Source organism: Methylobacterium brachythecii (genome assembly GCF_014196345.1).
Classification (GTDB): Bacteria; Pseudomonadota; Alphaproteobacteria; order Rhizobiales; family Beijerinckiaceae; genus Methylobacterium; species Methylobacterium brachythecii.
The window spans coordinates 77,043-103,152 of sequence record NZ_JACIDN010000009.1; the positions used below are offsets into that span (position 1 = coordinate 77,043).

Below are 26,110 nucleotides of genomic sequence, written 5' to 3' on the forward strand. Positions count from 1 at the left end.
GAACGGCCCGTCATGCCTGCCGACTCCGATCCAGCCTCGAAACATGTCCGAAGATCGTCACGAGGAGCCGGGCGCGAGGGATCGCGAGTGGGCTTCCGCGTCCGAAGGCCGCAACGCTGGCCATCGGGACCGGATGGGGTCAGTTTCATTAGCGTTCGTTACGGGCTTTTGGCAAGAGTCCGCTGCGACAACGTGGTTTCGGACTCGTTTCCATCGGACCGCCGGCGTGACCTGTCGATCCCACCGCAACGCCCGGTTGCGGGCCTCGACTTGGACGGAAAGGTCCGGTTAACCACGATTGCCCTATCTCCTAGGAGAGAGGCCCTGCGGATCCACCGACGCCTGCCGATGCCGACACGCGCCCGCCATGTCCCGACCGTTCTCCTCGCGCTGACGCTCGCCGTCGGCGCGCCGGCCCGCGCCCAGGACAACGACAAGGGGCGGATGAGCGCCGTGGCGATCGGCGCCGAACTCGCCGTGCAGGGCAGCGCCACCACCCTGACCCTCGTCCTGTCGAAGCCCGTCGAGGCCCATGCCTTCGTGATGGAGCGGCCGGACCGGGCGGTGATCGACCTGCCCGAGGTCAACTTCCAGATCGCACCCGAGGCCGGCACCAGGCGAGAAGGCGTCGTCACCTCCTACCGCTACGGCCTGTTCGCGCCGGGCCGCTCGCGCATCGTGGTCGACCTCGCCGGACCGGCCGTGGTCGACGGGGTCGAAACGAAGACGCGGCGTGACGGCGCGACGCTGCTCTCCATCGCCTTCCGGCGCACCGAGCGCGAGGCCTTCCGCAAGGCGGCGGTGGCGAGCGATCCGGCGCCGTCCCTGCGCAAGGCGCCCCCGGTCGAGGCCGTCGACAGCCGCCCGCTCGTGGTGGTCGACGCGGGCCATGGCGGCACCGATCCGGGCGCGATCGCCAAGACCGGCGTGCAGGAGAAGGACATCGTGTTCGGTTTCGCGACGTCGCTGGCCGAGCGTTTGAGGTCGTCCGGACGTTACCGCGTGACCATGACCCGCGACCGCGACGTGTTCGTACCACTTGGCGAGCGGGTCCGCGTCGCCCGTGAGGCCAAGGCCGACCTCTTCATCTCGATCCACGCCGATTCGATCTCGGCCGCGCCGCAGGTGAAGGGCGCCACGATCTACACGGGCTCCGAGAAGGCGACCGATTCCGAATCCGCCAAGCTCGCCGAGCGCGAGAACAAGGCCGACGCCGCCGCCGGCACCGACTCGGCGGTCGGCCCGGCCGACGTCACCGACATCCTGGCAGAGCTGACCTTGCGCGAGACGCGCGGCTTCTCCTCCGGTTTCGCGCACCGCCTGATGGGCCAGCTCTCGCCGGTGATGGAAATGAGCGCGAAACCTCATCGCGAGGCCGGCTTCGTGGTCCTGCGCTCGCCCGACGTGCCCTCGGTTCTGGTCGAGCTCGGCTACCTGTCGAGCAAGAGCGATCTGGAAAAGCTGCAATCCGAGGAATGGCGCGCCGGCGTCACCGGCTCGATGGCCAAGGCCGTCGACCTGTTCTTCGCCGGCCGGGCCACCTCGGCTCAGCCGATCGGCGCGCCGCCGAGCACCACCGGCTCCGTGCCCTTCGGCTCGGGCGCGAGCGGCCTGAGGATGCCGCGGCTGCGCTGAGAGCCGTCGCGCCCGCCGCAGTTTCACCATACAACCAGTGTCGATACGGGGCCGAACGAGCCCGGTCGGGCCGAGGCCGCCTGAACGGCTCGCGACCGCGCCGACGCCACAGCCTTTCGAGGCCGCATCGTCCTGACGCCGGCCCTCGGGACCGTCGGCGGGCGGCCAAGCGACGGAACGGACATCCGGATGCGATTCATCCTGCGGTTCTTCGGGATCCTGTTCTCGGCCGGCACCGTGCTGTTCCTGGTCGCGGCCGTGGTCGGGGCGTTCTTCTACTGGAAGTACAGCCAGGACCTGCCGGACCACGCCGCGCTCGCCAACTACGAGCCGCCGGTGATGACCCGCGTCCACGCCGCGGACGGCTCGCTGCTCGCCGAATACGCGCATGAACGCCGGCTCTACCTGCCGATCCAGGCGATGCCGAAGATCATCGTCGCGGCCTTCCTCTCGGCCGAGGACAAGAACTTCTACAAGCATGGCGGCATCGATCCCGAGGGCATCGTCCGCGCCTTCGTCACCAATGCCTCGTCGGGCAAGAAGCAGGGCGCCTCGACCATCACCCAGCAGGTGGCGAAGAACTTCCTGCTCTCGGCCGAGCAGACCTACGACCGCAAGATCAAGGAGGCGCTCATCGCCCTCCGGATCGAGTCGACCTACTCGAAGGACAAGATCCTCGAGCTCTATCTCAACGAGATCTTCCTCGGCACCATCGTGCCCGGCCGCAACCTGCACGGCGTCGCTGCGGCGGCTCTCGATTATTTCGGCAAGTCGGTCCACGAGCTGACCATCAACGAGGCGGCCTATCTCGCAGCCCTGCCGAAGGGTCCGAACAACTACCACCCCTATCGCCGCACGCAGCAGGCGCTGGCACGCCGCAACGAGATCATCGGCCTGATGGCCCAGAACGGGTACATCACCGCGCAGGAAGCCGACGAGGCCAAGAAGCGGCCACTCGGGGTGAACCCGCGCGTCGCCTTCCCGAACGCGGCCGTCTCGAACTACTTCACCGAAGAAGTCCGCCGCGAGATCGCCGAGCGCTACGGCGAGACCAAGCTCTACGAGGGCGGCCTCTCGGTCCGCGCCACCGTCGACCCGAAGATGCAGTCCTGGGCCCGCAAGGCGCTGGTCGACGGCCTCGTGCGCTACGACCAGTCGCATGGCTGGCGCGGCGCGACCCATAAGGTCGACCTGACCGGCCGCGACTGGGGGCTCGCCGTCTCCGAGGTGCCACTGCTCAACGACATCGCGCCCTGGCGCGTCGCCGTGGTGCTGAGCACGCAGGGCGGCAACGCCCAGATCGGCCTGCAGCCGAAGCGCGAAGCCGGCAACGTCGTCAGCAAGGACCGCGAGACCGGCATCATCGGGCCGGACGGCGTGAAATGGACCGGCCGCGGCGTCGCCTCGGCGCTCAGCCCCGGCGACATCGTCTATGTCGAGGCCATCGAGGGCGGGCAGGGCCGCTTCCGCCTGCGCCAGAAGCCCGAGATCTCCGGCGCCATCGTCGCGATGGAACCCTATACCGGGCGTGTCTACGCCATGGTCGGCGGCTTCTCGTACGACGATTCCGAGTTCAACCGCGCGACGCAGGCGATGCGCCAGCCGGGTTCCTCGTTCAAGCCGATCGTCTATTCGGCCGCGCTCGACAACGGCTACACGCCCTCCTCGATCGTGCAGGATTCACCGATCACCATCGAGGCCGGCCCCGGCCAGGAAGCCTGGACGCCCTCGAACTACGACGGCAAGTCCGGCGGCCCGCATACGCTGCGCTACGGCATCGAGCACTCCAAGAACCTGATGACAGTGCGGCTGGCCAAGGACATCGGCATGCCGCTGATCGCGGAATATGCCCGCCGCTTCGGCGTCTACGACGATCTGCTCCCGGTCCTGCCGATGTCGCTCGGCGCGGGCGAGACCACGGTCATGCGCATGGTCACCGCCTATTCGATGCTCGCCAATGGCGGGCGCCGCATCCGGCCGACCCTGATCGATCGCATCCAGGACCGCACCGGCGAGACCATCTACAAGCACGACAACCGCAAGTGCGTCGGCTGCGAAGCGGAGAAGTGGTCCGGCCAGGACGAGCCGAAGCTCGTCGACGAATCCGAGCAGGTGCTCGACCCGCTGACCGCCTACCAGATGGTCTCGATCATGGAAGGCGTGGTCCAGCGCGGCACCGCGACGATCCTGAAGCAGATCGGCAAGCCGCTCGCCGGCAAGACGGGCACCACCAACGATGCCAAGGACGCCTGGTTCGTCGGCTTCTCGCCGGACCTCGCCGTCGGTGTCTATCTCGGCTTCGACAAGCCGCGCTCGCTCGGCGACCGCGCCACCGGCGGCGGCCTCGCCGCGCCGATCGCGCTGGATTTCCTGAAGGTCGCCCTCAAGGACAAGCCGCCGACCCCGTTCCGGGTGCCGCCGGGCATCAAGCTGATCCGCGTGGCCGCGGGCTCCGGCGCGCGCGCCGGCGGGGGCGACGGAGCGGGCACGATCCTGGAGGCGTTCAAGCCGGGCACGGCACCGCCGGACGCCTACGTCGCAAGGCCCGACGCGCCGACCGCGGTGCCCGATGGAGCCGGCGCCGCCGCACAGACCGGCGGCGTGTACTAACCATCTGACATGAGCGGGAGGGCCATCGCAGTCCTCTCGCTTCTCTTCTTTCTCCGAATGATTTAGACACCACTTCTGCCATTTCGGTCGAAGATGGGCTTTCTTGCCACGCTTTCCGCCGGCAGGACTGAGATCCCAAAATGTGACCGGGCAGGGCGTACTCAACCGGCCGCCTTGCGCGCCATCGCCAGCTCGGCCAGTGCCTCGATCCGCATGCCGTAGATCGGCGGCTCGATCATAAAGCGCTCGGCGATCTCGCTGACGACGAAATCCGGGCGCACGCTGGCGACGTAGTCCCAGTCGATGCTGGTCGACCACAGGAAATGCACCTCGCGGAACGTATCGGCGAGGAAAGGCGTCAGCACGCCCACCGTGGTCATGGCCTCGTGCTCCGCGAAGGAATCGCCGAACAGCACGAGGCGGCGCGGATCGGCAGCCGGATCGGCGTTACGATAGATCGCGTGGGCACCGATATGCGCGTCCCTGGGGCGCCCGAGCGCTTCGAAATGCGTGAGCAGCCGATTGGCATGCGTGCGCCGCGCCATCGTGTCGAAGAGGCACGTGTCGATGGTCTCGACGGGCGGTGGCGTGAGCTTGGTGGCGAGATCGCCGATGAAGGGCAGGCTGTGCCGAGGCCACCGCGCCGCGATGTCGTCGCGCGGCGCGACGCCGAGGCGGCCGAGAATGGTGCGGTAGGCGAGGTCGCACCCTTCGAAGGTCCAGTGCGTATCGGTGCGCCGATAGAGCGGTGTCCGCCACCGGGCCGCCCGCATCGGGCCGACGAGGTCGACGAGCGCCCGCGCGGCGGGCGAACCCCGAAGCCAGCGCCGCAGCCGCAGGGCCGGCGCGCGCTCGGGGTCGAAGACCAGCCCGTCCACCGCATCATGGTAGATGGTCAGCTTCTCCGGCGCGACGACGTGCAGGTAGGTGGCGCCGAGCCGGCGGCTCCTCCGGCAGCGGTCGGCGAGGTGCTTGCGCCACTGCCACAGGGTGCCGCGCGCGAGGCCCGGCCGGCCGAACTGTTCGAGCACGCGGTTGGTGCCGCCGGTGAGAAAGAGCCAGCCATCCCGTCCGACATGAACCTCCGCGCTCTGGGAGAGCGCAGGCGCGTCGGAATCCTGCCTTGGGAATGGAAGCATGCAACCCGTCTACCCGCGGGCGCGAGACAACGCCAAGCGCTGGTAGAAGCCCGTTGCCGCATGACATGATTGCGCTTCCGACCCCGGACGAGGATCGCGATGACCCTGTCACCTCTCGCCGACGCCGGCCTCGTGGTGCAGGCGCATGTCGTGGCGGCCTTGTCGGCTCTGGTGCTCGGCGCGATGCAACTCGCCCTCCCGAAGGGAACGACGCGGCATCGCCTGCTCGGCTGGGTCTAGATCGGGCTGATGGCCGTCGTCGCGCTCGGCTCCTTCGGCATTCACGGGCTGCGCCAGGTCGGGCCGTTCAGCTGGATTCACGTCATCTCGCTCGTCACGCTGGTGCTGCTCGTGCGCGGTGTCGCCCACGCACGAGCCGGACGGATCGAGGCGCATCGCTGGACGATGATCGGACTGTTCGCCGGTGCACTCGTCATCACCGGCGGCTTCACCCTGCTGCCCGGCAGGGTGATGCACGACGTCATCTTCGGCGGCTGACGCACCTCAGAACGAGGCGCGCACCCCGCCGAAGAAAGAGCGGCCGTTGCCGGGATAGAAGGCCGCCGGTCCGCCCGGCACGGTCGAGGCGTTCGTCACCACGGCGACGTCTGAGACGTAGCGCTCGTCCGTGAGGTTGCGGGCATCAAGGAACAGCGAGATGCCGTTGGCGAAGTCGATGCCCGTGCGCACGTTGACCAGCGCGTAGCCCGGCACCTTCAGGGTGTTCGCGTGATCCGCGAAGGCGCCCTGCGGCACCCAGTCGATCGACGGCGAGACGTAGAAGCCGCTCGGATGGGTGTAGGTCAGGATGGTGCGCAGCACGTCCTGCGGGATGCCGGCGATCCGGTTGTTGCCGAATTGCGGGTCGTTCACAAAGCGAAATTCGTTATGCGTCCAGATCTGCGTCGCGGTGAGCGTGTCGCCGATGCCGGTCAGGTCGCGCAGCACCTCGAGCGAGACCGCCGCTTCCACGCCCTGGTGCACGGTGCGCGGCGCGTTGAAGGTCGCCGCCGGGATGCCCGCGCCGGGATTGGCGAAGAAGTTGATCAGCTCGTCGCGGATCTCGGCCCGGTAGAGCGTCACGTCCCAGCTCAGCCGGTCGATTTTTCCGCGCGTGCCGGCCTCGTAGGTCCAGGCCTGCTGGGCCCGCAGCGGCACGAATTGCGTCGTCGTGCCGATCACCTGATTCAAATCCGAAAAGTCCGGGACGTCGCGGCTGCGGGTGATGTCGCCGAAGACCTGGATGTCCGGCAGCGGCTGCCACATCAGCCCGACCTTCGGGTTGATGCCCTGATAGGTCGCGTTGGCGTATTTGCCGACGAGGTTGCCGGCGAAGTTGAGGGCGGGGTTGGCATTGGGCACGGCCGGCAGCCCGCCCTTGTCGCTGTAGGTCCGGTTCGATGAAAAGGCCTTGAGGCCGGTCATCAGCGCCACGTCGGGCAGGAACCAGAAGCGGTTCTCGCCATAGGCCTCGTAGTTCGAGGCGCTCTGCACCGAGTTCAGGGTCTGGGTGAAGCGGTAGCCCGAGGTGTTGAGGTACTGCCGGGCGTCGTTGACGCCGGCAAAGGCCCTGACCCCGAGGATGGTGTCGTTGCGGAAGCCGCCGATGTCGAAGGTGCCGGACCAGTGCGGGGAGATGCCGTAGGTGAAACCGTCCTGGTTGATCACCTGGAAGATCGGGTGGTACAGGTTCTTGTGAATCACCCAGGAATCGACGTCGAGGCGCCCGACGTCGAGGGCGAAGGAGGTGCGGTTGGCGAGCCGCTCCGTCTCGACCTGGCGCGACTGGTTGCCGGTGAGGGCGGAGAGGTTGGCCATCCGCGGATTGTTCAGGGCATCCGACAGGCTGAGCGAGCCGGGCAGCTTCTGATCGGTCAGGAAGACGCCCGCATAGAACCGGGTCTCGATGCCCGGCGCGATCTGGTAGCCGAGATTGGCGTTGAAGTTCTGGGTGCGCTGGGTCTCGTGAACCCGGTAGCCGTCCGAATTGGTGATGGTGCCGCTGAGCAGGACGTCCACCGGGCCGGAGATCCGCGAGACCTGGAAGTTCTCGCGGATGGTGCCGAAGCTGCCGCCGTCGATCCGATAGATATTGGGTGCAAACGCGGTGTACGCGGTCGGCGTGACGAGGTTGACAGCGCCGCCGAGAGTGGTGGCGCCGAAAGTCAGAGCGTTGCCGCCCTTGTAGACCTCAGCCGAGCGCAGGGAGAGCGGATCGACCTGGTAGAAGTCGCCGCTGCCGTCGGCGAGGTTGAGCGGGATGCCGTCCTGCAGAAGTTCGATCCCGCGCAGGTGGAAGCCGCGGGCAACGCCCGAGCCGCGCACCGAGAGCCTGAGCTCCTGGCCGTAGCGCTCCTGCACGAAGACGCCGGGCGTGTCCTTGAGGACGTCGCGCAGGGTGTTGGCGTAGCTGTTCTTGAACTCGTCCGCGTCGACGAAGGCAACCGAACCGACAGTGGAATTCACGGCCTTGCGCTGCTCGGCGACGCTCGGGACGGTGAGCGAGCCGGCTCGCGGCGTCGCCGCGACGCCCTCGACGCTGAGTTCGGGCAGGGTGGCGGATTGCGGCTCGGCGAAAGCGGCCGTCGAGGTCAGGAGCAGGCAGGCGAGCGCGCCGGCTCCGCCCTTGGAGGAGGTGAGGGACATGGTCGTCGGCTCCACGCCCGCGCCGCGCTCGCACGCATGGGCGAGGGGCTGCGGGTCGTCGAAAGAGAGAAGGAGTTTTTTTTCGCGCGCGCAGCCCTGCGGCTGCGTGCAGATCAGCCGCTAATGCTGGTGCTCGGCCCCGGCGGAGGCGCCCCCCGGTCCCTGAGCGCCGATCGGCGCCACGCTGAACGTCACCGGTACGGTCCCTGCCCGCTCGAAGACGAGCGTGCCCTGGACCGACTCGCCGGCCTTCAGGCCGTCCTTCAGGTCGAGGAACATCAGGTGGAAGCCGCCGGGCTTCAGCGCCACGCTGCCGCCGGCCGGAACAGCGAGGCCGCCCTCGACGGGAGCCATCTTCATCACGCCGCCCTCGGTCGACATCGAGTGGACTTCGGCTCGGGCCGCCTGCGGGATCGAGGCGCCGATCAGCTTGTCCGGCTGGGCGCCGGAATTGGCGATGGTGACGTAGCCGCCGGCCACCTTGGCGCCGCCCGGGGTGGCGCGCAGCCACGGGGTTTCGATCGAGAGGTCGCCCGCCTTGACCGGTACGACGGCCGCCGCTGTGCCCGTCTTCGCGGCGACGATCTTCACGCCGGGCGCCGGCGTCTTGAGGTCGTGCGGGTTCTGTCCCGCCTGAGGAACCTGCGTCCAGGCGATCCCGCCCTTGCCGCCGGCTCCGGCGCATTCCTGCTCCACGGGGAAGTAGACGGTCGAGCCCGGAGCGAAATCGTCGCTGATGCGGGCGAAGAAAGTGAACTCGTCGACCTCGTCGTCGCCGAGACTGCCGCCGCTCCAGGTGATCGCGGTGACGCCCTCCGAGACCTTGCCGTGGAAGGATTGATAGGCCTTGGCGTAGCTGCCCTTGGTGGTGGCGAGTTGCCAGCCGGGCTTCGGCATCGGCTTGGCGCCGATCACGCCCTCCGGGATGGTCACGGTGACACGGGTGGTCGCAGCACCGTCGCAGCCGTGCATGATCTGCACGACGCCGCGATAGCTCGCATTGGGAGCGGCTTCCTTGCGCTCGAGCACGGCATGGGCGAGCGCGGCGGACACGGAGAGGGTCAAGGGGAGGGCAACGAGCAGCGCGGCCCGGCAGAGACGATTCGACATGAACAATTCCCGAGGTCTGAAGGATCTGGTGCGAGAAGCAGGACGATCGGTTCAGACGACGGGGGGTGCTCGGGCACTGGCGAGTGTGCGGGGAGGAGCGCGGGCCGGGGCGGCCGAGGCCATCCGCCAGACGAGCCGGACGGCGAGACGCGGCCGCCAGGCGATCGATGCCGTGGTGGCCAGCGGCGGCATGCCGGCGGGAGGATGCGCCGCAGTGCAGCAGCAGGAATGCTGGTGGGCCGGTGCGTGGGGGACGCCCGGATCGGTGCGGTCGGCTCCGTCGGAACGGTCGAGGCAATGCACGTCGAAGGGCAGGCCGGAGGCCGAGGCCGACGGGAAGGCCGCGATCCCGCCGAGGAAGGACTGAATCACCAGGGCATAGAGCGCCAGGACGGCCGTCAGCCTGCGCAAAATGCGCACGCCTTCTCCCGTTCCGGTGCCAGCCAACCTCATCGCCGTCCCTTTAGACCGGCGTTTCTCGGAGGACCAGATCTCGCACGGAGACGTCGGCTGCGCTGTTGCCCGGGCGCCGCAATCCACCCCGATGTGTGGCTTCGCACGGTCAAGCTGCCGAGCGCCACAATATGGCCCGGTGATCATGCGTTCTTAACGCTAGCCCGACATCAAGGGCGGCAGGCGATTTCCGGCGCGTATCGAGTCAGGCCGGCTCCGTATCTCCGCCTTCTCAACCGGATCAGAGCATTGGATCGATGCTGAACCAGGCCACCACCACCCGCCCCGCCCTCCGCCTCGCCAGCGCCCTGCTGGCCGGCTCCGCGCTTCTATGTCCGCTCGTGTCGCCCGCCTCGGCGCGCGAGGATGCCGGCCAAGCCGAATGGGCCCAGGATTACGCGGCGCCGCAGACCATGCAGGTGCGCCGCTCCTCCACCCCGATCCTCTCCCCGCAGACCATCGCGGCGACCGAGCAGGTCATCGAGAAGTATCGGGGCATCGTCTCGCATGGCGGCTGGCAGCCCGTCTCCGGTGCAGGCAGCCTGCGGATCGGTTCGCGCGGCCCCGCCGTCGGCGCCCTGCGCCAGCGCCTGATCGCCACCGGCGACCTCGACGCCCAGGCGGGAGCCGGCGGCATCTACGATTCCTACGTCGCGGCCGGCGTGAAGCGCTTCCAGGCCCGCCACGGCCTCAGCCAGACCGGCCAGATGAGCCCGGCGACGCAAGCCGCCATGAACGTGTCGGCCGACATCCGCCTGCGCCAGCTCGAGACCAACCTGATCCGCCTGCGCTCCTATTCGGGCGATCTCGGCCACCGCTTCGTCATCACCAACCTGCCCGCCGCCCTGGTGCAGACGGTGGAGAACGGTCAGGTCGTGACGATCCACGCCGCCGGCGTCGGCAAGATCGACCGCCAGTCGCCGATCATGAACACCAAGGCGACCCAGATCAATTTCAACCCCTTCTGGACGGTCCCGGCTTCCATCGTGAAGAAGGACCTCATCCCCAAGATGCAGAAGGATCCGAACTACCTCACCGACAACAAGATCCGCATCTTCCGCGGTGAGACGGAGGTCTCGCCACGCTCGGTGAACTGGAATTCGAACGAGGGCACGCAGTTCCGCTACCGCCAGGATTCGGGCGCCGACTTCAACTCGATGGGCGTCGTGCGCATCAACATCCCGAACCCCTACGGCGTGTTCATGCACGACACGAACTCGCGCGGCGTGTTCGGCGACGACTTCCGCTTCATCTCCTCGGGCTGCGTTCGTCTGCAGAACGTGCGCGAGTACATCACGTGGCTCCTCAAGGACACGCCCGGCTGGGACCGCGCCCATGTCGAACAGGCCGTGGAGAGCGGCCAGCGCATCGACGCGACCCTGACCCAGCCCGTGCCGGTCTACTGGACCTACATCACCGCCTGGGCGACCCCGGACGGCACCGTCCAGTTCCGCGACGACATCTACAAGCGCGACGGCGTCAACGTGCCCTCGACCATCGAGGCGCCGACGCCGGTGGCCAGCGCCGCCTCGACTCAGCCCGAGCGCTTCGAGCAGTTCGACGAAGACAACTGATCTTTTCGGCATCGGCACCGAGGCTCTTCGAGCCTCGCGCAGACGTCACTGAAAGACCCGCTCCTCTCGACAGAGGTGCGGGTCTTTCCTCATTCGGCTCGCGAAAGAGAACACCGCCTTGGCTCCCATCATGGCGACCGGCCTTCACCTCGCTGCGCTCCTCGGCGGCGCGGCGTTCGTGCTTCAGCAAGTTGCCAACGCGAATCTCAGGGCTGCCCTCGGCTCGCCCTTCTGGGCAGGTCTCACGAACTTCCTCGCTGGCGGCCTGGCATTGAGCCTCGTCCTGATCGCCATCCGCGAGCCGCTCCCGTCGATCCAGGTCGTGACCAGGGCGCCGTGGTTCGCCTGGATCGGCGGCTGCCTCGGCGCGCTCTACATCATCGGGATCATCTTCCTGCTGCCGAGGCTCGGCGCCGCTACGGTCGTCGCTCTGTTCATGGTCGGGCAGATCCTGACCTCGCTCACCTTCGATCATTTCGGCCTGCTCGGTGCGCCGATACGCGAGGTCGGGCTGCCGCGCCTGCTCGGCGCCATCCTGATGGTCGCCGGCGTCGGTCTGATCTGCGCTTTCTGACGATGCGTCACGGCCGGCCTCGTCGGCCGGCCGTGCGATGCCGCTCCCGTCAGCTGAGCGCCTTCAGCTCACCTCTGGCGACTCCGATCAGGGTGCGGATCGCGAGACCAGCGATCACCAGCGTGGCGAGCGCCAGGATGGCCAGGGCGACCACGTCGAAGACGGCGTGCCCGGCATGGTCCGCGTAGCGGATGGCCGCCCCCGCCGTCGCCGCCAGGGGAAAGCTGACGGCCCACCACGACAGCCGGAATGGGCAGGCGAAGGGCAGGTCGCGCAGCTGCCGCAGCAGCACGGCCAGGAAGAAGAGCGACAGCAGGAACAGCGCCTCGGCGAAGGTGTCTATGCGCCCCGTGGTGGCGACGTAGCTGGTGAAGCCCACCGAGAAGGGCGCGATCAGGATCATCAGGGTCGGCCGCAGGGCCGCCGGCATCGGCTCCTCGAACAGCAGCCGCGAGAAGATCAGCGTGAACAGTGGCACCGCGAAGAACAGGCCGACGCTGAACGCGAACAGGCTGATCTCCTGCGTCATGGGCAGGTGCAGCGAAGGCACGGCCAGCGGCACGTCGAGCAATCCGACGACCGGGACGATCCAGGCCGGCGTCGCATGGGCGGCCTGCTGCCGGCTGCTCATCCAGCGGCTGACGATATGCCAGGCGAACAGCACCATGAGGACGGTGCCGGCGATCCAGAGGCCGTCGGCGAGTGGCGCGCTGTAGCGCACCAGCACGATCGGCAGCAGCAGCAGGCTGATGATGGCGGTGCCGAACAGGCTGCTCGCGATCGGGTGCCTGAACTCGGCGAGGACCGCCTCTGGCGCCGTCGCCGCCTTCACGCCGTAGGCGAGGGCGAGCGCCACGAAGGCCACCACGGCGAGCCAACCGATCGCGTCGCCGATCCAGGGAGAAGCGCCGTAGCGCGACGCCGCGAGGTGCCAGGCGACGCTCAACCCGGTCAGTCCCATGACCGAGCCGAACAGGCTGACGGGCAAGTAGGCGAGGTATTGCCGGCGCGGCGCGGCGCCGGCCTCGGCGGGGGAGAGGGGGATGGTGGTCATCGGAGGAAGTCCCACGACGGAGGGTCGTTGGACTGAGAACTATGCCGGGACGGCGCAGGCCGCGATGGCCGCCCGGCGCATCCTCATGTCCGCTCGGATCAATCCTTGGTACCGGGTCGGGCGAGGCGCAGGCTAACGGGGAACGTCGCATGGAGGGGAGGCCGCACGAGGAGACCGCGGACGCGCTGACTGGGCTCGCTCCGATGCTCAGGGTGCGGCCGGAGCTGCAGGACCTGTGCTGGTACAGCCATGCTTGGCACTCCGCCCATCCGCCGGAGGCCGCCGGCTGGGCGCCGTTCCACATCGTCGCCGAGGGACGATGCCTGATGGAGCGGGCAGGTGAGGCGCCGGTGCTGCTCGGGTCGGGGGATATCGCGGTGCTGCCGCGCGGGGACGCGCATACCGTGCGCGGCGTCTCCGACGGGGCGATCGAGACGGCCAGGACGGTCGAGACGCACGGTGCGGTCCGCCTCGTCCGCAACGGCGAAGGCCAACCTGAGACCGAGCTGATCTGCGGACGCCTGCGCTTCGAGCAGGCCTCGTCGAGCCCCATCCTGGCGTTGCTGCCGCCCCTGGTCGTGATGCACGCGGACGAGGAGACCTCCCTGCGGCTGCGTGCCCTCGTGGCGACGATGCGCGACGAGTTGAACCGGGCCGGCGCCGGGTCGGGGGCCATCGCCACCGACTTGGCGAGCGCGCTGCTGCTCATGGTGCTGCGCGCGCATCTCGAACGCGAGGTGATGGGCAGCGGCCTGCTGCGCCTCCTCGCCGACCCGGTCACGGCACGGGCCTCGTCGGCCCTGCTCGGCGATCTCGGCCGTGACTGGTCGCTGGACGACATCGCCCGCGCCGCCCGTGTCTCCCGTGCCACCCTCGTGCGCAGCTTCCGGCGGGTCTCGGACACGGCTCCCCTGGCCTTCCTGGCCGGGCTGCGGCTCGGCCTGGCACGCCAGCGCCTGGAGACCGGCAACGACCCGCTCGCCCGGATCGCCGCAGAGGTCGGCTACGAATCCGAGAGCGCCTTCAGCCGGGCCTTCCAGCGGCAATTCGGGGTGAGGCCGGGGGCCGTCCGGGGAGCGGCTCGGACAGCCGCGCAAGCGGGTGCCGAGGAGGGGAAATACCGAGCTTTGCGAAGCTCATGACGCATCCATCGTCAAAAAATTTCAGCCCCGCGGCAAATTCAGCTGCGGTTGGCGTGCCTCATACCTGCGTGTACTAAATGCGCGCTGAGACGCCCCCCGTGAACGCCAACGGGTCGCCGGGTGCGCGACACCCCATAACAAGCAACGAGGCCAGTTTCATGAGCGCCGGTACAGCAGCCGCCAACGACGCCACCAGCCGCTTCTTCTCCGCCCACGTCACGGAGACCGATCCCGAGCTCGCCAAGGCGCTCGAGCAGGAGCTCGGCCGCCAGCGTCACGAGATCGAGCTGATCGCTTCGGAGAACATCGTCTCCCGCGCGGTGCTCGAGGCTCAGGGCTCGGTGCTCACCAACAAGTACGCCGAGGGCTATCCCGGCCGTCGCTATTACGGCGGCTGCCAGTTCGTCGACATCGCCGAGAACCTCGCCATCGACCGGGCCAAGCGCCTGTTCAATTGCGGCTTCGCCAACGTGCAGCCGAATTCCGGCTCCCAGGCGAACCAGGGCGTGTTCATGGCGCTCATGCAGCCGGGCGACACCTTCCTCGGCCTCGACCTCGCCGCCGGCGGCCACCTGACGCACGGCGCTCCGCCGAACGTCTCGGGCAAGTGGTTCAAGCCGGTCTCCTACGGCGTGCGCCGCGAAGATCAGCGCATCGACATGGACGAGGTCGCCAAGCTCGCCGAGGAGCACAAGCCGAAGGTGATCATTGCTGGTGGCTCGGGCTATCCGCGCCATTGGGATTTCGCGCGCTTCCGTGAGATCGCCGATTCCGTGGGCGCCTACTTCTTCGTCGACATGGCCCACTTCGCCGGCCTCGTCGCCGCGGGCCTGCATCCGTCGCCGTTCCCGCATGCGCACGTGGCCACCACCACGACCCACAAGACCCTGCGCGGCCCGCGCGGCGGCATGATCCTCACGAACGACGAGGCGCTCGCCAAGAAGTTCAACTCGGCGATCTTCCCCGGCCTGCAGGGCGGCCCGCTCATGCACGTCATCGCCGGCAAGGCGGTCGCCTTCGGTGAGGCGCTGAAGCCTGAGTTCAAGATCTACGCGCAGCAGGTGATCGAGAACGCCAAGGCGCTGGCCGAGACGCTGATCTCGGGCGGCTACCACATCACCTCGGGCGGCACCGACAACCACCTGATGCTCGTCGACCTCACCGGCAAGGGCCTGACCGGCAAGGCCGCCGAGGCCGCGCTCTCGCGCGCCGACATCACCTGCAACAAGAACGGCATCCCGTTCGACCCACAGAAGCCGACGATCACCTCGGGCATCCGCCTCGGCACCCCGGCCTCGACCTCGCGCGGCTTCGGCGTCGCCGAGTTCAAGCAGGTCGGCGGCTTCATCGTCGAGGTGCTCGACGGCGTCGTCGAGAAGGGCGAGGGCGGTGACGCCGCGATCGAAGCTGCCGTCAAGGAGAAGGTGCACGCCCTCACGGCGCGCTTCCCGATCTACTAGTCGCGCGGGCGCCCTTTCGGCGCGTTCGACACCACGCTAGAAAACGGCCGCGGATCGACATCCGCGGCCGTTTTCTTTTCTGGCGACAGCAGGTTTGCCCCCTCGATGCGGTGTCCCTATTGCGGCGGCCCCGATACGCAGGTGAAGGACTCGCGCCCGAGCGAGGATTCCGCCGCGATCCGCCGGCGCCGTGTCTGCCCGGATTGCGGCGGACGCTTCACCACCTTCGAGCGGGTGCAGTTGCGCGAGCTGATCGTGCTCAAGCGCTCCGGCAAGCGCGTGCCCTTCGACCGCGACAAGCTGGAGCGCTCCATCGACGTGGCCCTGCGCAAGCGCCCGGTCGATCCCGAGCGGGTGGAGCGGCTGATCTCCGGCATCACTCGGCAATTCGAGAGCGGCGGCGAGAACGAGGTGACCAGCGAAGCGATCGGCGAGGCGGTGATGGAGGGGCTGAAGGGCCTCGACGACGTCGCCTATGTCCGCTTCGCCTCCGTCTACAAGAACTTCGCCGAGCCGCAGGACTTCAAGGACCTGCTCGGAACGCTCGCCACCGATGCGACGCTGCCCTTCGGCGACGCCCCCGAAAAGGCCGGGGCACCGCGCAAGCGCGGCCGACCGGTCAAGTCAGGGGTGTGACGGAGCAGGCGGCGGCCGATCAGCGCTTCATGCGGCTGGCCCTGGCGCTGGGCCGGCGCAACCTCGGCCGGACCTGGCCGAACCCGTCCGTCGGCGCGGTCGTCGTCAGGGACGGCACCATCGTCGGGCAGGGCCTGACCGCTCCGGGCGGACGCCCTCATGGCGAACCGCAGGCGCTCGCCATGGCGGGCGAGGCGGCTCGAGGCGCGATCCTCTATGTCGGCCTGGAACCCTGCTCGCATCACGGCCGCACGCCGCCCTGCACCGATGCGATCGTCGCAGCCGACATCACGCGCGTCGTCTCGGCGATCGAGGATCCCGACCCCCGCGTCGCGGGCCGGGGTCACGCGCTGCTGCGCGGGGCAGGCATCGCGGTCGAAACCGGCCTGCTGCGCGAGGAGGCGGCCCGCGACCATCGCGGCCATATCAGCCGCGTCACACGGGGGCGGCCGAGCCTGCACCTCAAGCTCGCCCGGACCCAGGACGGCTTCGCGGCCCATGCCGGCAACGAGCGCCTGCGCATCACCGGTCCGCTCGCCGACGGTGCCGTGCATCTCTGGCGCGCCCATGCCGACGCGATCCTCGTCGGGATCGGTACGGTACGGGCCGACGACCCCGCTCTGACCGTGCGCCTGCCGGGGCTCGCCGAGCGCTCACCCTTGCGCGTCGTGCTCGATTCGGATCTGCGGCTGAACTCGGCCTACCGGCTGGTGCGCGGCGCGCGGGAGGTGCCGACCTTGGTGATCACCACGCGCAGGGCACCGGCCCACGGCAAGCGGATGCTCGCCTCCTTCGGCGTCGAGGTGGTTTGCGTCGATTCCGGCACGGATGGTCGCGTCGACCTGCTTGCCGCGCTGAGGGCGCTCGGGGAGCGAGGGGTCACTCGGCTGTGCAGCGAGGGCGGACCGAGCCTCGCCGACGCCTTGGCCGAAGCCGACCTCGTCGACGTGCTCACCGTCTTCACCGGTCCGACGGCGATCGGCCCGGCAGGTGGCCTTCCGGCGATCGGCCCGCATCTGGACAAGGCGCTCGCCGGGGGCCACCTGCGCGAGACCGAGTCCCTGATGCTGGGACCGGACCGGACCGTCACTTACGAGCGGAGCGCCTGACCCGTGTTCACCGGCCTGATCAGCGACGTCGGCCGCATCGTCTCCGTCGAGGGCGATGACAGGCTGCGGCGCCTCGTCATCGAATCCGCCTACGACCCGGCGACGATCGCGCTCGGCGCCTCCATCGCCTGCTCCGGCCCCTGCCTGACCGCGGTGGCGATCGAGCCGCACGGCGCGGGCTGCCGGTTCTCCGTGGACGCCGCCGCCGAGACGTTGGCGCGCACCACGCTCGGCACCTGGGGTAAGGGGCGCCGGATCAACCTGGAGCGGTCGCTCAAGATCGGCGACGAACTCGGCGGCCACCTCGTCACCGGCCATGTCGACGGCATCGCCGAGATTGTCTCGCGCGAGGAGGTCACCGGCAGCGACGGTCCCTGGGGCGCGAGCACGCGGTTCACCCTGCGCGCGCCGAGCGCGCTTGCGCCCTTCATCGCCGAGAAGGGCTCGGTCTGCCTCGACGGCACCTCGCTCACCGTCAATACCGTGGAGGGCGACCTGTTCTCGGTGCTGCTGATCCCGCACTCGCTCTCGGTGACCACCTGGGGCGAGCGTCGCGCGGCGGAGCCCGTGAACCTCGAGGTCGACCTGATCGCCCGCTACGCCGCGCGGCTCACCGATGCACGGGGCAGCCTGGGCGCCTGAGACGTCTCAGCGGTCGATGAAGCCACTGGACGGTGCCGGGTGCGGCATCGGCCAGCCGAAATAGACTTCGGCTGCGACGAGCCGGCCGTCGCGGATCGTCAGGATCTCGGTGTTGCGGAACGCCTCGCCCGTCGCCGTGCGGGCCTCGTAGGTCACGAAGACCCGGTCCGCGTCCGCCACGAGATGCACGAAGCGAAAGCCTGCGAGATTCCGGTGGTTCGGCCAGCACCTCTCGAAATACGTCTTCCTGTCGAGGGCGTTGTCGACCGGGCTGGTGAACGAGAACTCCTCGCCGATCAGCGCCTCGATCGCCGTGCGGTCGCCGTCGACATAAGCCTGGTAGCAGCGTCGGGCGACCGCGATCCCGTCCTCGTCCATCGCGCTCAGTCTCCCAACAGACCGGCGAAATCCGACATCTCGTAGAAGGGCCGGATCTCGATCTCGCTCGGGCCGGGCATCGGGTTGGGGCAGCGCTTCACCCAGGCGATCGCCTCGTCCATGTCCTTGACCTCCCACAGCCAGAAGCCCGCGACGAGTTCCTTCGTCTCGGCGAAGGGACCGTCGATCACGGTCCGGTCGGCCCCGTCGAACGCCACGCGCTTGCCCTTCGACGAGGGCTTCAGGCCGTCGGCTGTGACGAGGATGCCGGCCGCTTTCAGTTCCTCGTTGTACGCTCCCATCGCCGCGAGCATCTCTTTGGCGGGCAGCTGGCCCGCTTCGCTGTCCGCCGTCGCCTTGACCAACACCATGACGCGCATGGGGTGCCTCCCGAAATTCCTCGAAGCCCTGCCGGCCTCGGCTTGAAGACGCGCAGCCGCGAGCGATGCCGACAGCCGGGCGGAATCTTTTTGCGGCCGCGCGGCCTCGGCTTGACGGAATCGGCCCGTGCGGCCGACTCTCCGCGCCACCGACGAGGGGGAAAAGCCGGTGATCACGCTCTACACCTTCGGCCCGAATTTCGGGCTGCCTGATCCCAGTCCCTTCGTGATGAAGGCGCTGCTGCTGCTGAAGATGTCGGGCCTGCCCTTCACCGCCGACAGCAGAGGCTTCCGCAAGGCACCGAAGGGCAAGCTCCCCTACCTGCGCGACGGCGACGCCGTGGTCGCCGATTCCACCCTGATCCGATGGCATCTGGAACGGGCGCACGGCATCGACTTCGATGCGGGTTACGGGCCTGCCGAGAGGGCGGTGGGCTGGGCCGTTGAGAAGATGCTGGAGGAGCAGCTCTACTGGGCTGTGGTTCACGCGCGCTGGTGCGACGACGCCAATTTCGAGCGCGGACCGGCCGTCTTCTTTGCGGCGGTCCCGGCTCCGGTGCGGCCGCTGGTGAAGGCCGCCATCCGCCGGAAGGTGCGCCGGGATCTACACGGCCACGGCCTGGGGCGGCATGCCAAGCCCGAGATCGAGGCGATGGCGATGCGCTCGATCGGGGCGCTCGCCGACATTCTCGGCGACAAGCCGTATCTCCTCGGCGCCACGCCCTCGGGCTCGGACGCGACGGCGTCCGCCTTCATCGCCGGGCTGCTCTGCCCGGTCTTCGAGACGCCGCTGCGCGGCGCGGCTGCGGCGCGCGCCAACCTCGTCGCCTACGACCGTCGCATGCGCGAGCGGTATTTCCCCGAAGCGGCGTGAGGCGCGAGCACATCAGCCTCGCATCCGCCGCCTTGCCGCTCCGGCCCGTTCCGGGCTAACGCTCGCGGCGCCCCGAACACCGCGACAAGGCCGGTGACGGCTCGCGAGGTTGCGCCGCTTCTCCCTTCGGATCACGGTTCCATGGTCTCTCACAGCCGCGAGGCGTCCGCGCCGATCGATGCCGACGGCGCCCGCGTCCTCGTCATCGAGGCGCGCTTCTACGACGACGTCGCCGACGCCCTGCTCGACGGCGCCCGCCATGCCCTCGACGAGGCCGGCGCCGAGACCACGCTCGTCACCGTGCCGGGCGCGCTGGAGCTGCCCGCCGCCATCGCCATCCTGGTCGATTCCGCCAAGCGCGCCGAGCAGCCCTACGACGCCGTCGTGGCGCTGGGCTGCGTCATCCGCGGCGAGACGAGCCACTACGACACCGTCGCCAACGAGAGCGCGCGCGGCCTGATGGATCTGTCGGTGACGGAGCGCCTGCCCCTCGGCAACGGCATCCTCACCGTCGAGAACCACGAGCAGGCCATGGCTCGCGCCCGGCGCGAGGAGATGGACAAGGGCGGCGGCGCGGCGCGCGCGGCCCTCACCGTGCTGGCGCTGAAGCGCCAGGCCGCGGAGCAGGCCCGATGAGCCCATCTCCGCAGGACAAGAAAATGGCACCCCAGGCCAAATCCGAGCGCAGCGGCGCCCGCCTCGCCGTGGTGCAGGCCCTCTACGAGATGGAAATCTCGGGCAAGGGCACCATCGAGGCGCTGGCCGAGTTCGAGGCCTTCTGGATCGGCAGCGAGGTCGAGGGCATCGTCCACCCGCCGGCCGACGCCACATTCTTCCGCGACCTGCTGCGCGGCACGGTCGACCAGCAGCGCGAGATCGATCCCGTGCTCGACAAGGCTTTGGTCAAGGGCTGGCCCCTGAAGCGCATCGAGGCGGTGCTGCGCGCCATCCTGCGCGCCGGCGCCTACGAGTTGATGTTCCGCCGTGACGTGCCCGCCCGCTCGGCCATCTCCGAATACGTCGACGTGGCCCACAGCTTCTACGAAGGCGACGAGCCCGGTCTCGTCAACGGCGTCCTCGACCGCGTCGCCCGCGACGTGCGCGCCGAAGAGCTGGCCATGCCTGCCGGCCGCCAGGGGTGACGGAGACGCGCGCCGGCGAGGAGGCGCTGATCGCGCGCTATTTCGCGCCGCTCGCCGGCCCCGGCGCCGAGGGACTTCGCGACGATGCGGCAAGCCTGACGCCGAGCCCCGGCCACGACCTCGTCGTCACGGTCGACGCCATCGTCGCAGGCATCCACTACTTCCCCGACGACCTGCCGGCTTCCATTGCCCGCAAGGCGCTCGGCGTGAACCTGTCCGACCTCGCGGCCAAGGGCGCGCGCCCGTGCGGCTTCTTGCTCACCCTGGCTCTGCCCGACGACTGGACGGAGGCGTGGCTCGCCGGCTTCTCTGAGGGCCTGCGCGAGGCGAGCGAGGCCTTCGGTTGCCCGCTGCTCGGCGGCGATACGACGAGGGCAGGGGGCGCTATGCTCCTCTCGGTGACGGTGTTCGGCGAGGTTCCGAGCGGCACGATGGTGCGGCGTCAGGGCGCGCAGGCGGGCGACCGGCTCTGCGTCAGCGGCACGATCGGCGATGCGGCGCTCGGGCTCGTGATCCAGGGCGCGGCGGCGCCTGCGCTCGATGTCGACAGCCGGGCCGTGCTCATCGACCGCTATCGCCATCCGCAACCACGCCTCGCGCTGGCGTCGGCCCTGCGCCGGCATGCTCGCGCGGCGATGGACGTCTCCGACGGGCTCGTGGGCGATCTCGGCAAGATGCTCGGGGGAGGGGTGACGGCACGGGTCAGGGTCGCAGACGTGCCGCTGTCACCTGCCGCCCGGCAGGCGCTTCTCCTCGACCCGGCGCTGCTCGCCACCGCACTCACCGGTGGCGACGATTACGAGGTGCTGTGCGCAGTGCCGCCCAAAAACCTCGACGACTTCCGGGCCGAGGCGCGAGAGGCCGGAGTTGCGGTCACGGAGATCGGTACGATCGAGGCCGGGGAGGGGCCTCCGGTCTTTGTCGGTCCGAACGACTCGGCGCAGGCCTTCGCGCGTGGTTCGTTCAGCCACTTTTGACCGATGCCTCGACCGTCATTCCGGCGCTCGCCGCAGGCGAGAGCCCGGAATGACGGTCTTAGAAATTCGAAGGCAGTGAAGCCGAACCGCTTCGCGTGATCTCGTAGTGGATCGGCTTGAAGCTGCCGCCGTTCGATTGCAGCGCCGAGCAGGCGGTGAGCCCGATGATCAGGTCCATCTCCGCCTCGAACACGATGCGGTCCCCCGCCCTGCTCAACGGCGGCTCGACGGTGAAGGCACCCGTAGCGGCATCGATCGGGACGTTCATGAAGCAGTTGAAGGCCACCGGAATGGCATCCGGCCCGATGCCGAAGGGCGCCAGCGCCGCGGCGAGGTTGCCGAAGCAGCCGCGGTGAGGATCGGCATCGCCGTAGATGATGCGAAACGTGTCGGCCGAGCATGGCGTGAGCAGGAAGTCATGCCGGCCCACCGTGTCCTCGACGATGCGCAGCAGCACGTTGGAGCGGTTGGAGTAGAGCGGATCGCCGGTCGTCAGGTAGATCCGGCTCGCATAGTCGAGGGTGCGGCCGGACGAGATCACCTCGCCGACGTCGTGGCGGTTGTAGGCGAGGAGGTCGGCCACCTGCTCACCGCACGGATCGATCACGCTCAACCGGTCGCCCTTGGCCAGGGTGAAGGCCGTCCCGGAGCGGGGAGGGATCTCGCGGTGGCGGCATTCAGCGGCCATCGAGCGCAGCTTCCTTGGCGCGGCCCTGGAACGGACATTTCCAGGATTCGTCGACCGCCCGGCCGCTATACTGGCGCGCCTCCGAAGCCTCGCCATGGCGAGCGAGCATCGGGTTGGTCGAGCCGGCAAACGCCTCGTCCCGTTCTAGGATCGAGCTGCGCAGGGTCTCGTAGCGGCCCTCCTCGCGCAGTTGCTCGAACTGGGCATGCAGGTTGAAGACAAGGGCCGGCGACGAAAACCGCCGTGCCGGCCGGCTCGCCCGCGGGTGGAGCCCGACGATGAAGAAGGCCTCGCCACCGAAGCTCAACGAGAAATGCGGGTTGCCCGGGTCGCCATTCACCCGCTCGTCGAGGGGCTGACCGAGCCATGAATCCTTGTCGGACAACGACTGCGCGCGGCTCCAGAGGTGATGCTCGAAGGCCTCCTCGGAGAGATCGTCCGGCCCCTCGAACACCACCACGAAGCTCTGGAACAGAGTCGGGTCGCGGCGGTAGCGCGCGATGAAGGCCAGCAATGCCGGGTAGATCCGCATGTCGTCCCAGCCCGAGGTGATGTCGCGGGCCACCACGACTTTCATGCGCCCCTTTGCGGCCGCGGATTTCGCGCCGACGCAGGGGAAGGGCTTGCTGCCGATGAAGTCGCGGAACGCGCGGGCCTGCGCATGGTCGTGGTCGTTGCGGGGAAACTGCATCGAGGTCCGTGCTGGCGATCGGTCGGGGAGGGGCTCTTGGGAGTCGTGCAACGACACCTGCCCAGTCGCGTTCCGATAAGGTCCGGTACCGAACAGGCCTTATCCACAGGACGCCGCGATGCCCGTCTGCCGGGCTTCCATTCGCGGCCACCGACGGGGCCTCGCCGACGACCTGCTACGCCTCGGGCTCCGCATCGTCGTGCCAGGCGATGAAGGGAGCCGGAGCGCCGGTGCTCCGGAAATGGTCGAGCGCGCGTTCAATCACCTCGACCGGATAGGTCCAGGATAGGGGATATTGGTCCCGCTGACCGTTCGACAGCGTGAAGTCGGCCAGCGCGTCGCCAGGGGCGTCATAGGCGGGATTGCGGGAGCTCAGGCCCGGATCGTCCGGTCCACGCAGGAACATCAGCCAGCCCCTGCCCCCGCTGATCAGCGCGCAGAGCCGCTCGCCACCCGCACCTTCGAGCCAGACCTCGCGGGATGATGGCTCGGGCAAGGCCCGGTCATCCGCTTCGATCAGCGGCCCGAATTCACCCAGCGGACGATGTCGACGAGCACCCGACCGAGAGCCGCATCGAGGCCGGCCGCGGCGTTGCCGGCATCGACTGCGGAGACCGGGACGCGGGCCGAGAACACACGGGCATTGGCCACCCGACCGCTTCCCTCGGCGATCACCTTGACGGAGATGTCGACCACGGCCTCGCGGGAGCCGGCGGCGATGTCGAACTCACGGATCTCGCTGACGAGCTGGTAGTCCGAGACCACCTTGTCGCCGGGGCGCGTCACCGAGCGCAGACGTCCGGAATTTTCGAGGCTCTGGATGATGCGCGTCTGGATCAGGCGCGGCAGCCGGTCCGACCACTGCCCTCCCCCGAGGAAGGACAGCGATCCGTTCGACTCGCGCACCAGAATGCGGTCGGCTTCGAGCGTCTGCAGGCCGATCGGCTCGGCGACGACGATCGAGCGCGACGCTCCGCCAGCGCGCGCGTTGCCGGGCGCGGCGGCGAGGTCGAAGGTCAGCGGGGTCGCCCCGCCCCCGCATCCGGCGAGCCCCGAAGCCAGGACGGCGACCAGCGCGAATCCGGCCGCACGCAGCCGCATCGGGCCACGGCGGAACGCCGAGAACGCGAAGGTCGAGGCCGTCGTCATGGGCGAGGTCGTCCACAATCCAAAGGCCGGGAAGGGCCCACACCACTAAAATACGTCAAAGCTTAGCTGGTGCCCGTGCGCCGCGGCACATTCGGCTACTGGCGCTGCATTCACCGTCCACCGTTGTATTCCGGCAACGAGGGCTTTCCGCCAAAGATCACCTGGGACGGATCGCGCTCCAGACTCTTGGCGGCGCGGTTGAGGGTGTTCAACGTGCGCTGACCGTCCGTCGCCAAGGCCTCGACCTCGCGGCGGCTCGACCCGCTGAGGCGGGTCACGCTCGACGAGATGTTGGCGGTGCGCTTGTCGAGGTTTTCGGAGAGCAGGCGGAAGGCCTTGCCGGCGTCGCGCACCGAGACCGCGGCCTCACGGATCTCTGCGAAGGTCGAGGAGCCCTGCTCGCCCGAGGCCGAGCCGAGGAAGCCCTGCGCACCCTTCAGCACCGCGTCGATCTGGTCGGAGGCGGAGTTGAGCTTGGCCATCATCGCGCGGGCATCGGTGAGGCCGGCCTCGATGTTCGGGCTCGAATTCGCCAGCGCCGTGGAGAAGCGGTCGACGTTGTCGATGACGCGGTTGAGCTTCTCACCGTCGATCGCCTTGACCAGGCCACCGATCGCCGGGCCTGCATCGGCGAGGGCCTTCGAGAAGGTGTCGACGTTCGCCAGCGTGCGGTTGATGGCGCCCTCGTTGCTCGAGATCACCTTGTCCAGGCGCGAGAGCATGTCGTCGGCCCGCTGCGCGATCTGGCGCGCGGCGGCCATCATGTCCTGGATGTCCGAGGAATCGGCGAAGATCGTCGGCATCGAGTCGCCGGAGGCCGGCTTCAGGGGCGGCGCATCGGCGCTGCCGCCGGAGAGCGAGATCTGCGAGACGCCGGTCAGCATCGCCGAGTCGAGACGGGCACGCGTGTCGGCGCGGAGCGGCGTCGAGGGCAGCACCTCGACGAGGGCCACCACCCGGCGCGGATCCTGCGGCAGCAGGCGCACATCCGTGGCCTCACCGACCTTGATGCCGTTGAACGACACGGTCGAGCCCTTGGCGAGGCCGCCGACGCTGCCGGAGAAGACGATGCGGAGTGCCTGGTTCGCGGCGCTGCGTGAGCCGCCGCTGAGCCAGAACGCGAAGCCGAAGCCGGCGAGCACGACTGCGATGGTAAAGGCGCCGATCAGCGCGTAGTTGGCGCGGGTCTCCATCGGTCAGGCCTTCTCGCGATGAGCGGCAAAGGTTCTGTGCGGCATCGCACACGAGAGGGCGTAGGGCACAGGCTCAGGCATGGGCCACGCCCGGAGACGGCGCGCTGGAACGCGGGACGATCGCGCGGGCGCGCTTGCCGTGGAAATACGAGCGCAGCCACGGATTGTCGCTGGCCAGCATCGCCTCGATCGGCCCCTCGGCGATGATCTTGCCGTCGCCGAGCGCCGCGATGCGGTCGCAGGCCGTGTAAAGGCTGTCGAGGTCGTGCGTGACCATGAAGACGGTCAGGCCGAGCGTCTGCTTGAGGGTGGCGACGAGCTCGTCGAACTCGCCGGCGCCGATTGGATCGAGGCCGGAGGTCGGCTCGTCGAGAAAGAGGATCTCGGGGTCGAGCGCCAGAGAGCGGGCAAGGGCCGCGCGCTTGATCATGCCACCGGACAGCTCGGACGGGTACTTGTCCGCCGCGTCCGGCTTGAGGCCGACCATCTCGATCTTGAGGCGGGCGAACTCGTCGAGCAGGCGCTCGGACAGGTTCAGGTGCTCGCGCATCGGCATCTGGATGTTCTGCTTCACCGTGAGGCCGGAGAAGAGGGCGCCCTGCTGGAAGAGCACGCCCCAGCGCTTCTCCAGCTCGCGCCGGCGGTTCAGCGTCAGCCCGTCGACGTTCTCACCGAAGATCTCGATGGTGCCGGAGCGCTTCTGGATCAGGCCGAGAATGGTCCGGGTGAGCACCGACTTGCCCTGCCCCGAGGGGCCGACAAATCCCAAAATTTCGCCGCGCCAGATGTCAAGGTCGAGCCCCTTCATCACATTGCGCGCGCCGAAGCCCACCACGAGCTCGCGCACGCGGATG

At 68.9% G+C, this 26,110-nt stretch carries 28 protein-coding genes; 15 read left to right on the top strand and 13 right to left on the bottom strand.

The genetic code is table 11. The features are described from left to right. Positions 1-348: 348 nt before the first annotated feature. Both GGR33_RS21390 and GGR33_RS21395 read left to right on the top strand, forming a co-directional pair. Positions 349-1,635, top strand: coding sequence for an N-acetylmuramoyl-L-alanine amidase (locus GGR33_RS21390; protein WP_183509138.1), 1,287 nt, complete (start codon positions 349-351; stop codon positions 1,633-1,635). 189 nt (positions 1,636-1,824) lie between these two features. After that, positions 1,825-4,245, top strand: a complete 2,421-nt coding sequence (locus tag GGR33_RS21395) for a penicillin-binding protein 1A (RefSeq protein WP_183509140.1) — start codon at positions 1,825-1,827, stop codon at positions 4,243-4,245. A gap of 161 nt (positions 4,246-4,406) precedes the next feature. Here the strand turns inward: GGR33_RS21395 and GGR33_RS21400 are convergent, their stop codons facing one another. After that, positions 4,407-5,384: an alginate O-acetyltransferase AlgX-related protein gene (locus tag GGR33_RS21400; RefSeq protein WP_183509151.1), complete on the bottom strand. Its 978-nt coding sequence runs from the start codon at positions 5,382-5,384 to the stop codon at positions 4,407-4,409. Positions 5,385-5,483: 99 nt separating this feature from the next. Here GGR33_RS21400 and GGR33_RS26460 point away from each other — a divergent pair, with 99 nt between their 5' ends. Further along, complete coding sequence (locus GGR33_RS26460; RefSeq protein ID WP_306484456.1) at positions 5,484-5,624, top strand: DUF2306 domain-containing protein; 141 nt, start codon at positions 5,484-5,486, stop codon at positions 5,622-5,624. A 9-nt stretch (positions 5,625-5,633) separates the two neighbouring features. Then, positions 5,634-5,882, top strand: a complete 249-nt coding sequence (locus tag GGR33_RS26465) for a DUF2306 domain-containing protein (protein WP_306484454.1) — start codon at positions 5,634-5,636, stop codon at positions 5,880-5,882. 6 nt (positions 5,883-5,888) lie between these two features. Here the strand turns inward: GGR33_RS26465 and GGR33_RS21410 are convergent, their stop codons facing one another. The 3 genes from GGR33_RS21410 to GGR33_RS21420 form a co-directional block, all read right to left on the bottom strand. Then, entirely contained in the window at positions 5,889-8,030 is a 2,142-nt protein-coding gene (locus tag GGR33_RS21410) for a TonB-dependent receptor family protein (protein ID WP_183509161.1), read from the bottom strand. 120 nt (positions 8,031-8,150) lie between these two features. Then, positions 8,151-9,140 (bottom strand): copper chaperone PCu(A)C domain-containing protein, encoded by a 990-nt coding sequence (locus tag GGR33_RS21415; protein WP_183509165.1) that lies wholly within the window; start codon positions 9,138-9,140, stop codon positions 8,151-8,153. Between the two features lie 51 nt (positions 9,141-9,191). After that, complete coding sequence (locus GGR33_RS21420; protein WP_183509169.1) at positions 9,192-9,593, bottom strand: hypothetical protein; 402 nt, start codon at positions 9,591-9,593, stop codon at positions 9,192-9,194. Positions 9,594-9,850: 257 nt separating this feature from the next. Here GGR33_RS21420 and GGR33_RS21425 point away from each other — a divergent pair, with 257 nt between their 5' ends. Both GGR33_RS21425 and GGR33_RS21430 read left to right on the top strand, forming a co-directional pair. Further along, entirely contained in the window at positions 9,851-11,167 is a 1,317-nt protein-coding gene (locus GGR33_RS21425) for a L,D-transpeptidase family protein (RefSeq protein ID WP_183509175.1), read from the top strand. Between the two features lie 130 nt (positions 11,168-11,297). Next, entirely contained in the window at positions 11,298-11,741 is a 444-nt protein-coding gene (locus GGR33_RS21430; RefSeq protein WP_183509179.1) for a DMT family transporter, read from the top strand. Positions 11,742-11,790: 49 nt separating this feature from the next. Here the strand turns inward: GGR33_RS21430 and GGR33_RS21435 are convergent, their stop codons facing one another. Next, on the bottom strand, positions 11,791-12,795 hold the full coding sequence (locus GGR33_RS21435; protein ID WP_183509184.1) for an SLAC1 anion channel family protein: 1,005 nt from the start codon (positions 12,793-12,795) through the stop codon (positions 11,791-11,793). Positions 12,796-12,944: 149 nt separating this feature from the next. On the opposite strand from GGR33_RS21435, the gene GGR33_RS21440 reads away from it, so the two are divergent. The 5 genes from GGR33_RS21440 to GGR33_RS21460 all read left to right on the top strand — a co-directional run bounded on the left by GGR33_RS21440 (position 12,945) and on the right by GGR33_RS21460 (position 17,784). Beyond that, positions 12,945-13,937, top strand: a complete 993-nt coding sequence (locus GGR33_RS21440) for an AraC family transcriptional regulator (RefSeq protein WP_183509189.1) — start codon at positions 12,945-12,947, stop codon at positions 13,935-13,937. Positions 13,938-14,095: 158 nt separating this feature from the next. Next, the gene (gene glyA, locus GGR33_RS21445) at positions 14,096-15,397 is read left to right on the top strand and encodes a serine hydroxymethyltransferase (RefSeq protein ID WP_183509193.1); all 1,302 of its coding nucleotides are present in this window, start codon (positions 14,096-14,098) and stop codon (positions 15,395-15,397) included. 105 nt (positions 15,398-15,502) lie between these two features. After that, the gene (gene nrdR / locus GGR33_RS21450; RefSeq protein WP_183509197.1) at positions 15,503-16,033 is read left to right on the top strand and encodes a transcriptional regulator NrdR; all 531 of its coding nucleotides are present in this window, start codon (positions 15,503-15,505) and stop codon (positions 16,031-16,033) included. Beyond that, complete coding sequence (gene ribD / locus GGR33_RS21455) at positions 16,030-17,142, top strand: bifunctional diaminohydroxyphosphoribosylaminopyrimidine deaminase/5-amino-6-(5-phosphoribosylamino)uracil reductase RibD (protein WP_343068597.1); 1,113 nt, start codon at positions 16,030-16,032, stop codon at positions 17,140-17,142. Before nrdR ends, ribD begins: the two co-directional genes overlap by 4 nt. Positions 17,143-17,145: 3 nt before the next feature. Then, positions 17,146-17,784, top strand: coding sequence for a riboflavin synthase (locus GGR33_RS21460; protein ID WP_183509202.1), 639 nt, complete (start codon positions 17,146-17,148; stop codon positions 17,782-17,784). Between the two features lie 6 nt (positions 17,785-17,790). On the opposite strand, the gene GGR33_RS21465 is transcribed toward GGR33_RS21460, so the two are convergent. After that, a complete protein-coding gene (locus GGR33_RS21465; protein ID WP_183509204.1) occupies positions 17,791-18,162 on the bottom strand; it encodes a nuclear transport factor 2 family protein in 372 nt (123 codons plus the stop codon). 5 nt (positions 18,163-18,167) lie between these two features. Beyond that, positions 18,168-18,542 carry a YciI family protein gene (locus GGR33_RS21470; protein WP_183509206.1) on the bottom strand — a complete coding sequence of 125 codons (375 nt, stop codon included), beginning with the start codon at positions 18,540-18,542 and terminating at the stop codon, positions 18,168-18,170. 127 nt (positions 18,543-18,669) lie between these two features. On the opposite strand from GGR33_RS21470, the gene GGR33_RS21475 reads away from it, so the two are divergent. The 4 genes from GGR33_RS21475 (at position 18,670) to thiL (ending at position 21,535) form a co-directional block, all read left to right on the top strand. Next, positions 18,670-19,416 carry a glutathione S-transferase family protein gene (locus GGR33_RS21475; RefSeq protein ID WP_284212070.1) on the top strand — a complete coding sequence of 249 codons (747 nt, stop codon included), beginning with the start codon at positions 18,670-18,672 and terminating at the stop codon, positions 19,414-19,416. A 141-nt stretch (positions 19,417-19,557) separates the two neighbouring features. Then, positions 19,558-20,052, top strand: a complete 495-nt coding sequence (ribH, locus tag GGR33_RS21480; RefSeq protein ID WP_183509208.1) for a 6,7-dimethyl-8-ribityllumazine synthase — start codon at positions 19,558-19,560, stop codon at positions 20,050-20,052. Then, complete coding sequence (nusB, locus tag GGR33_RS21485) at positions 20,049-20,558, top strand: transcription antitermination factor NusB (protein ID WP_246413355.1); 510 nt, start codon at positions 20,049-20,051, stop codon at positions 20,556-20,558. Before ribH ends, nusB begins: the two co-directional genes overlap by 4 nt. Further along, entirely contained in the window at positions 20,555-21,535 is a 981-nt protein-coding gene (thiL, locus tag GGR33_RS21490; protein ID WP_183509215.1) for a thiamine-phosphate kinase, read from the top strand. The genes nusB and thiL overlap by 4 nt, the downstream gene beginning before the upstream one ends. Positions 21,536-21,593: 58 nt before the next feature. On the opposite strand, the gene GGR33_RS21495 is transcribed toward thiL, so the two are convergent. The 6 genes from GGR33_RS21495 to GGR33_RS21520 all read right to left on the bottom strand — a co-directional run bounded on the left by GGR33_RS21495 (position 21,594) and on the right by GGR33_RS21520 (position 26,103). Continuing rightward, positions 21,594-22,223, bottom strand: a complete 630-nt coding sequence (locus tag GGR33_RS21495) for a DUF1989 domain-containing protein (protein WP_183509221.1) — start codon at positions 22,221-22,223, stop codon at positions 21,594-21,596. After that, positions 22,213-22,914 (bottom strand): guanitoxin biosynthesis heme-dependent pre-guanitoxin N-hydroxylase GntA, encoded by a 702-nt coding sequence (gene gntA / locus GGR33_RS21500; protein ID WP_183509226.1) that lies wholly within the window; start codon positions 22,912-22,914, stop codon positions 22,213-22,215. Before gntA ends, GGR33_RS21495 begins: the two co-directional genes overlap by 11 nt. A 175-nt stretch (positions 22,915-23,089) precedes the next feature. Beyond that, positions 23,090-23,410 (bottom strand): hypothetical protein, encoded by a 321-nt coding sequence (locus tag GGR33_RS21505; RefSeq protein ID WP_183509230.1) that lies wholly within the window; start codon positions 23,408-23,410, stop codon positions 23,090-23,092. A 20-nt stretch (positions 23,411-23,430) separates the two neighbouring features. Then, positions 23,431-24,015 (bottom strand): ABC-type transport auxiliary lipoprotein family protein, encoded by a 585-nt coding sequence (locus tag GGR33_RS21510; RefSeq protein WP_183509849.1) that lies wholly within the window; start codon positions 24,013-24,015, stop codon positions 23,431-23,433. A 158-nt stretch (positions 24,016-24,173) separates the two neighbouring features. Then, on the bottom strand, positions 24,174-25,256 hold the full coding sequence (locus tag GGR33_RS21515; protein WP_183509233.1) for an MlaD family protein: 1,083 nt from the start codon (positions 25,254-25,256) through the stop codon (positions 24,174-24,176). Between the two features lie 73 nt (positions 25,257-25,329). After that, positions 25,330-26,103, bottom strand: a complete 774-nt coding sequence (locus GGR33_RS21520) for an ABC transporter ATP-binding protein (protein ID WP_425488808.1) — start codon at positions 26,101-26,103, stop codon at positions 25,330-25,332. Positions 26,104-26,110 lie beyond the last annotated feature (7 nt).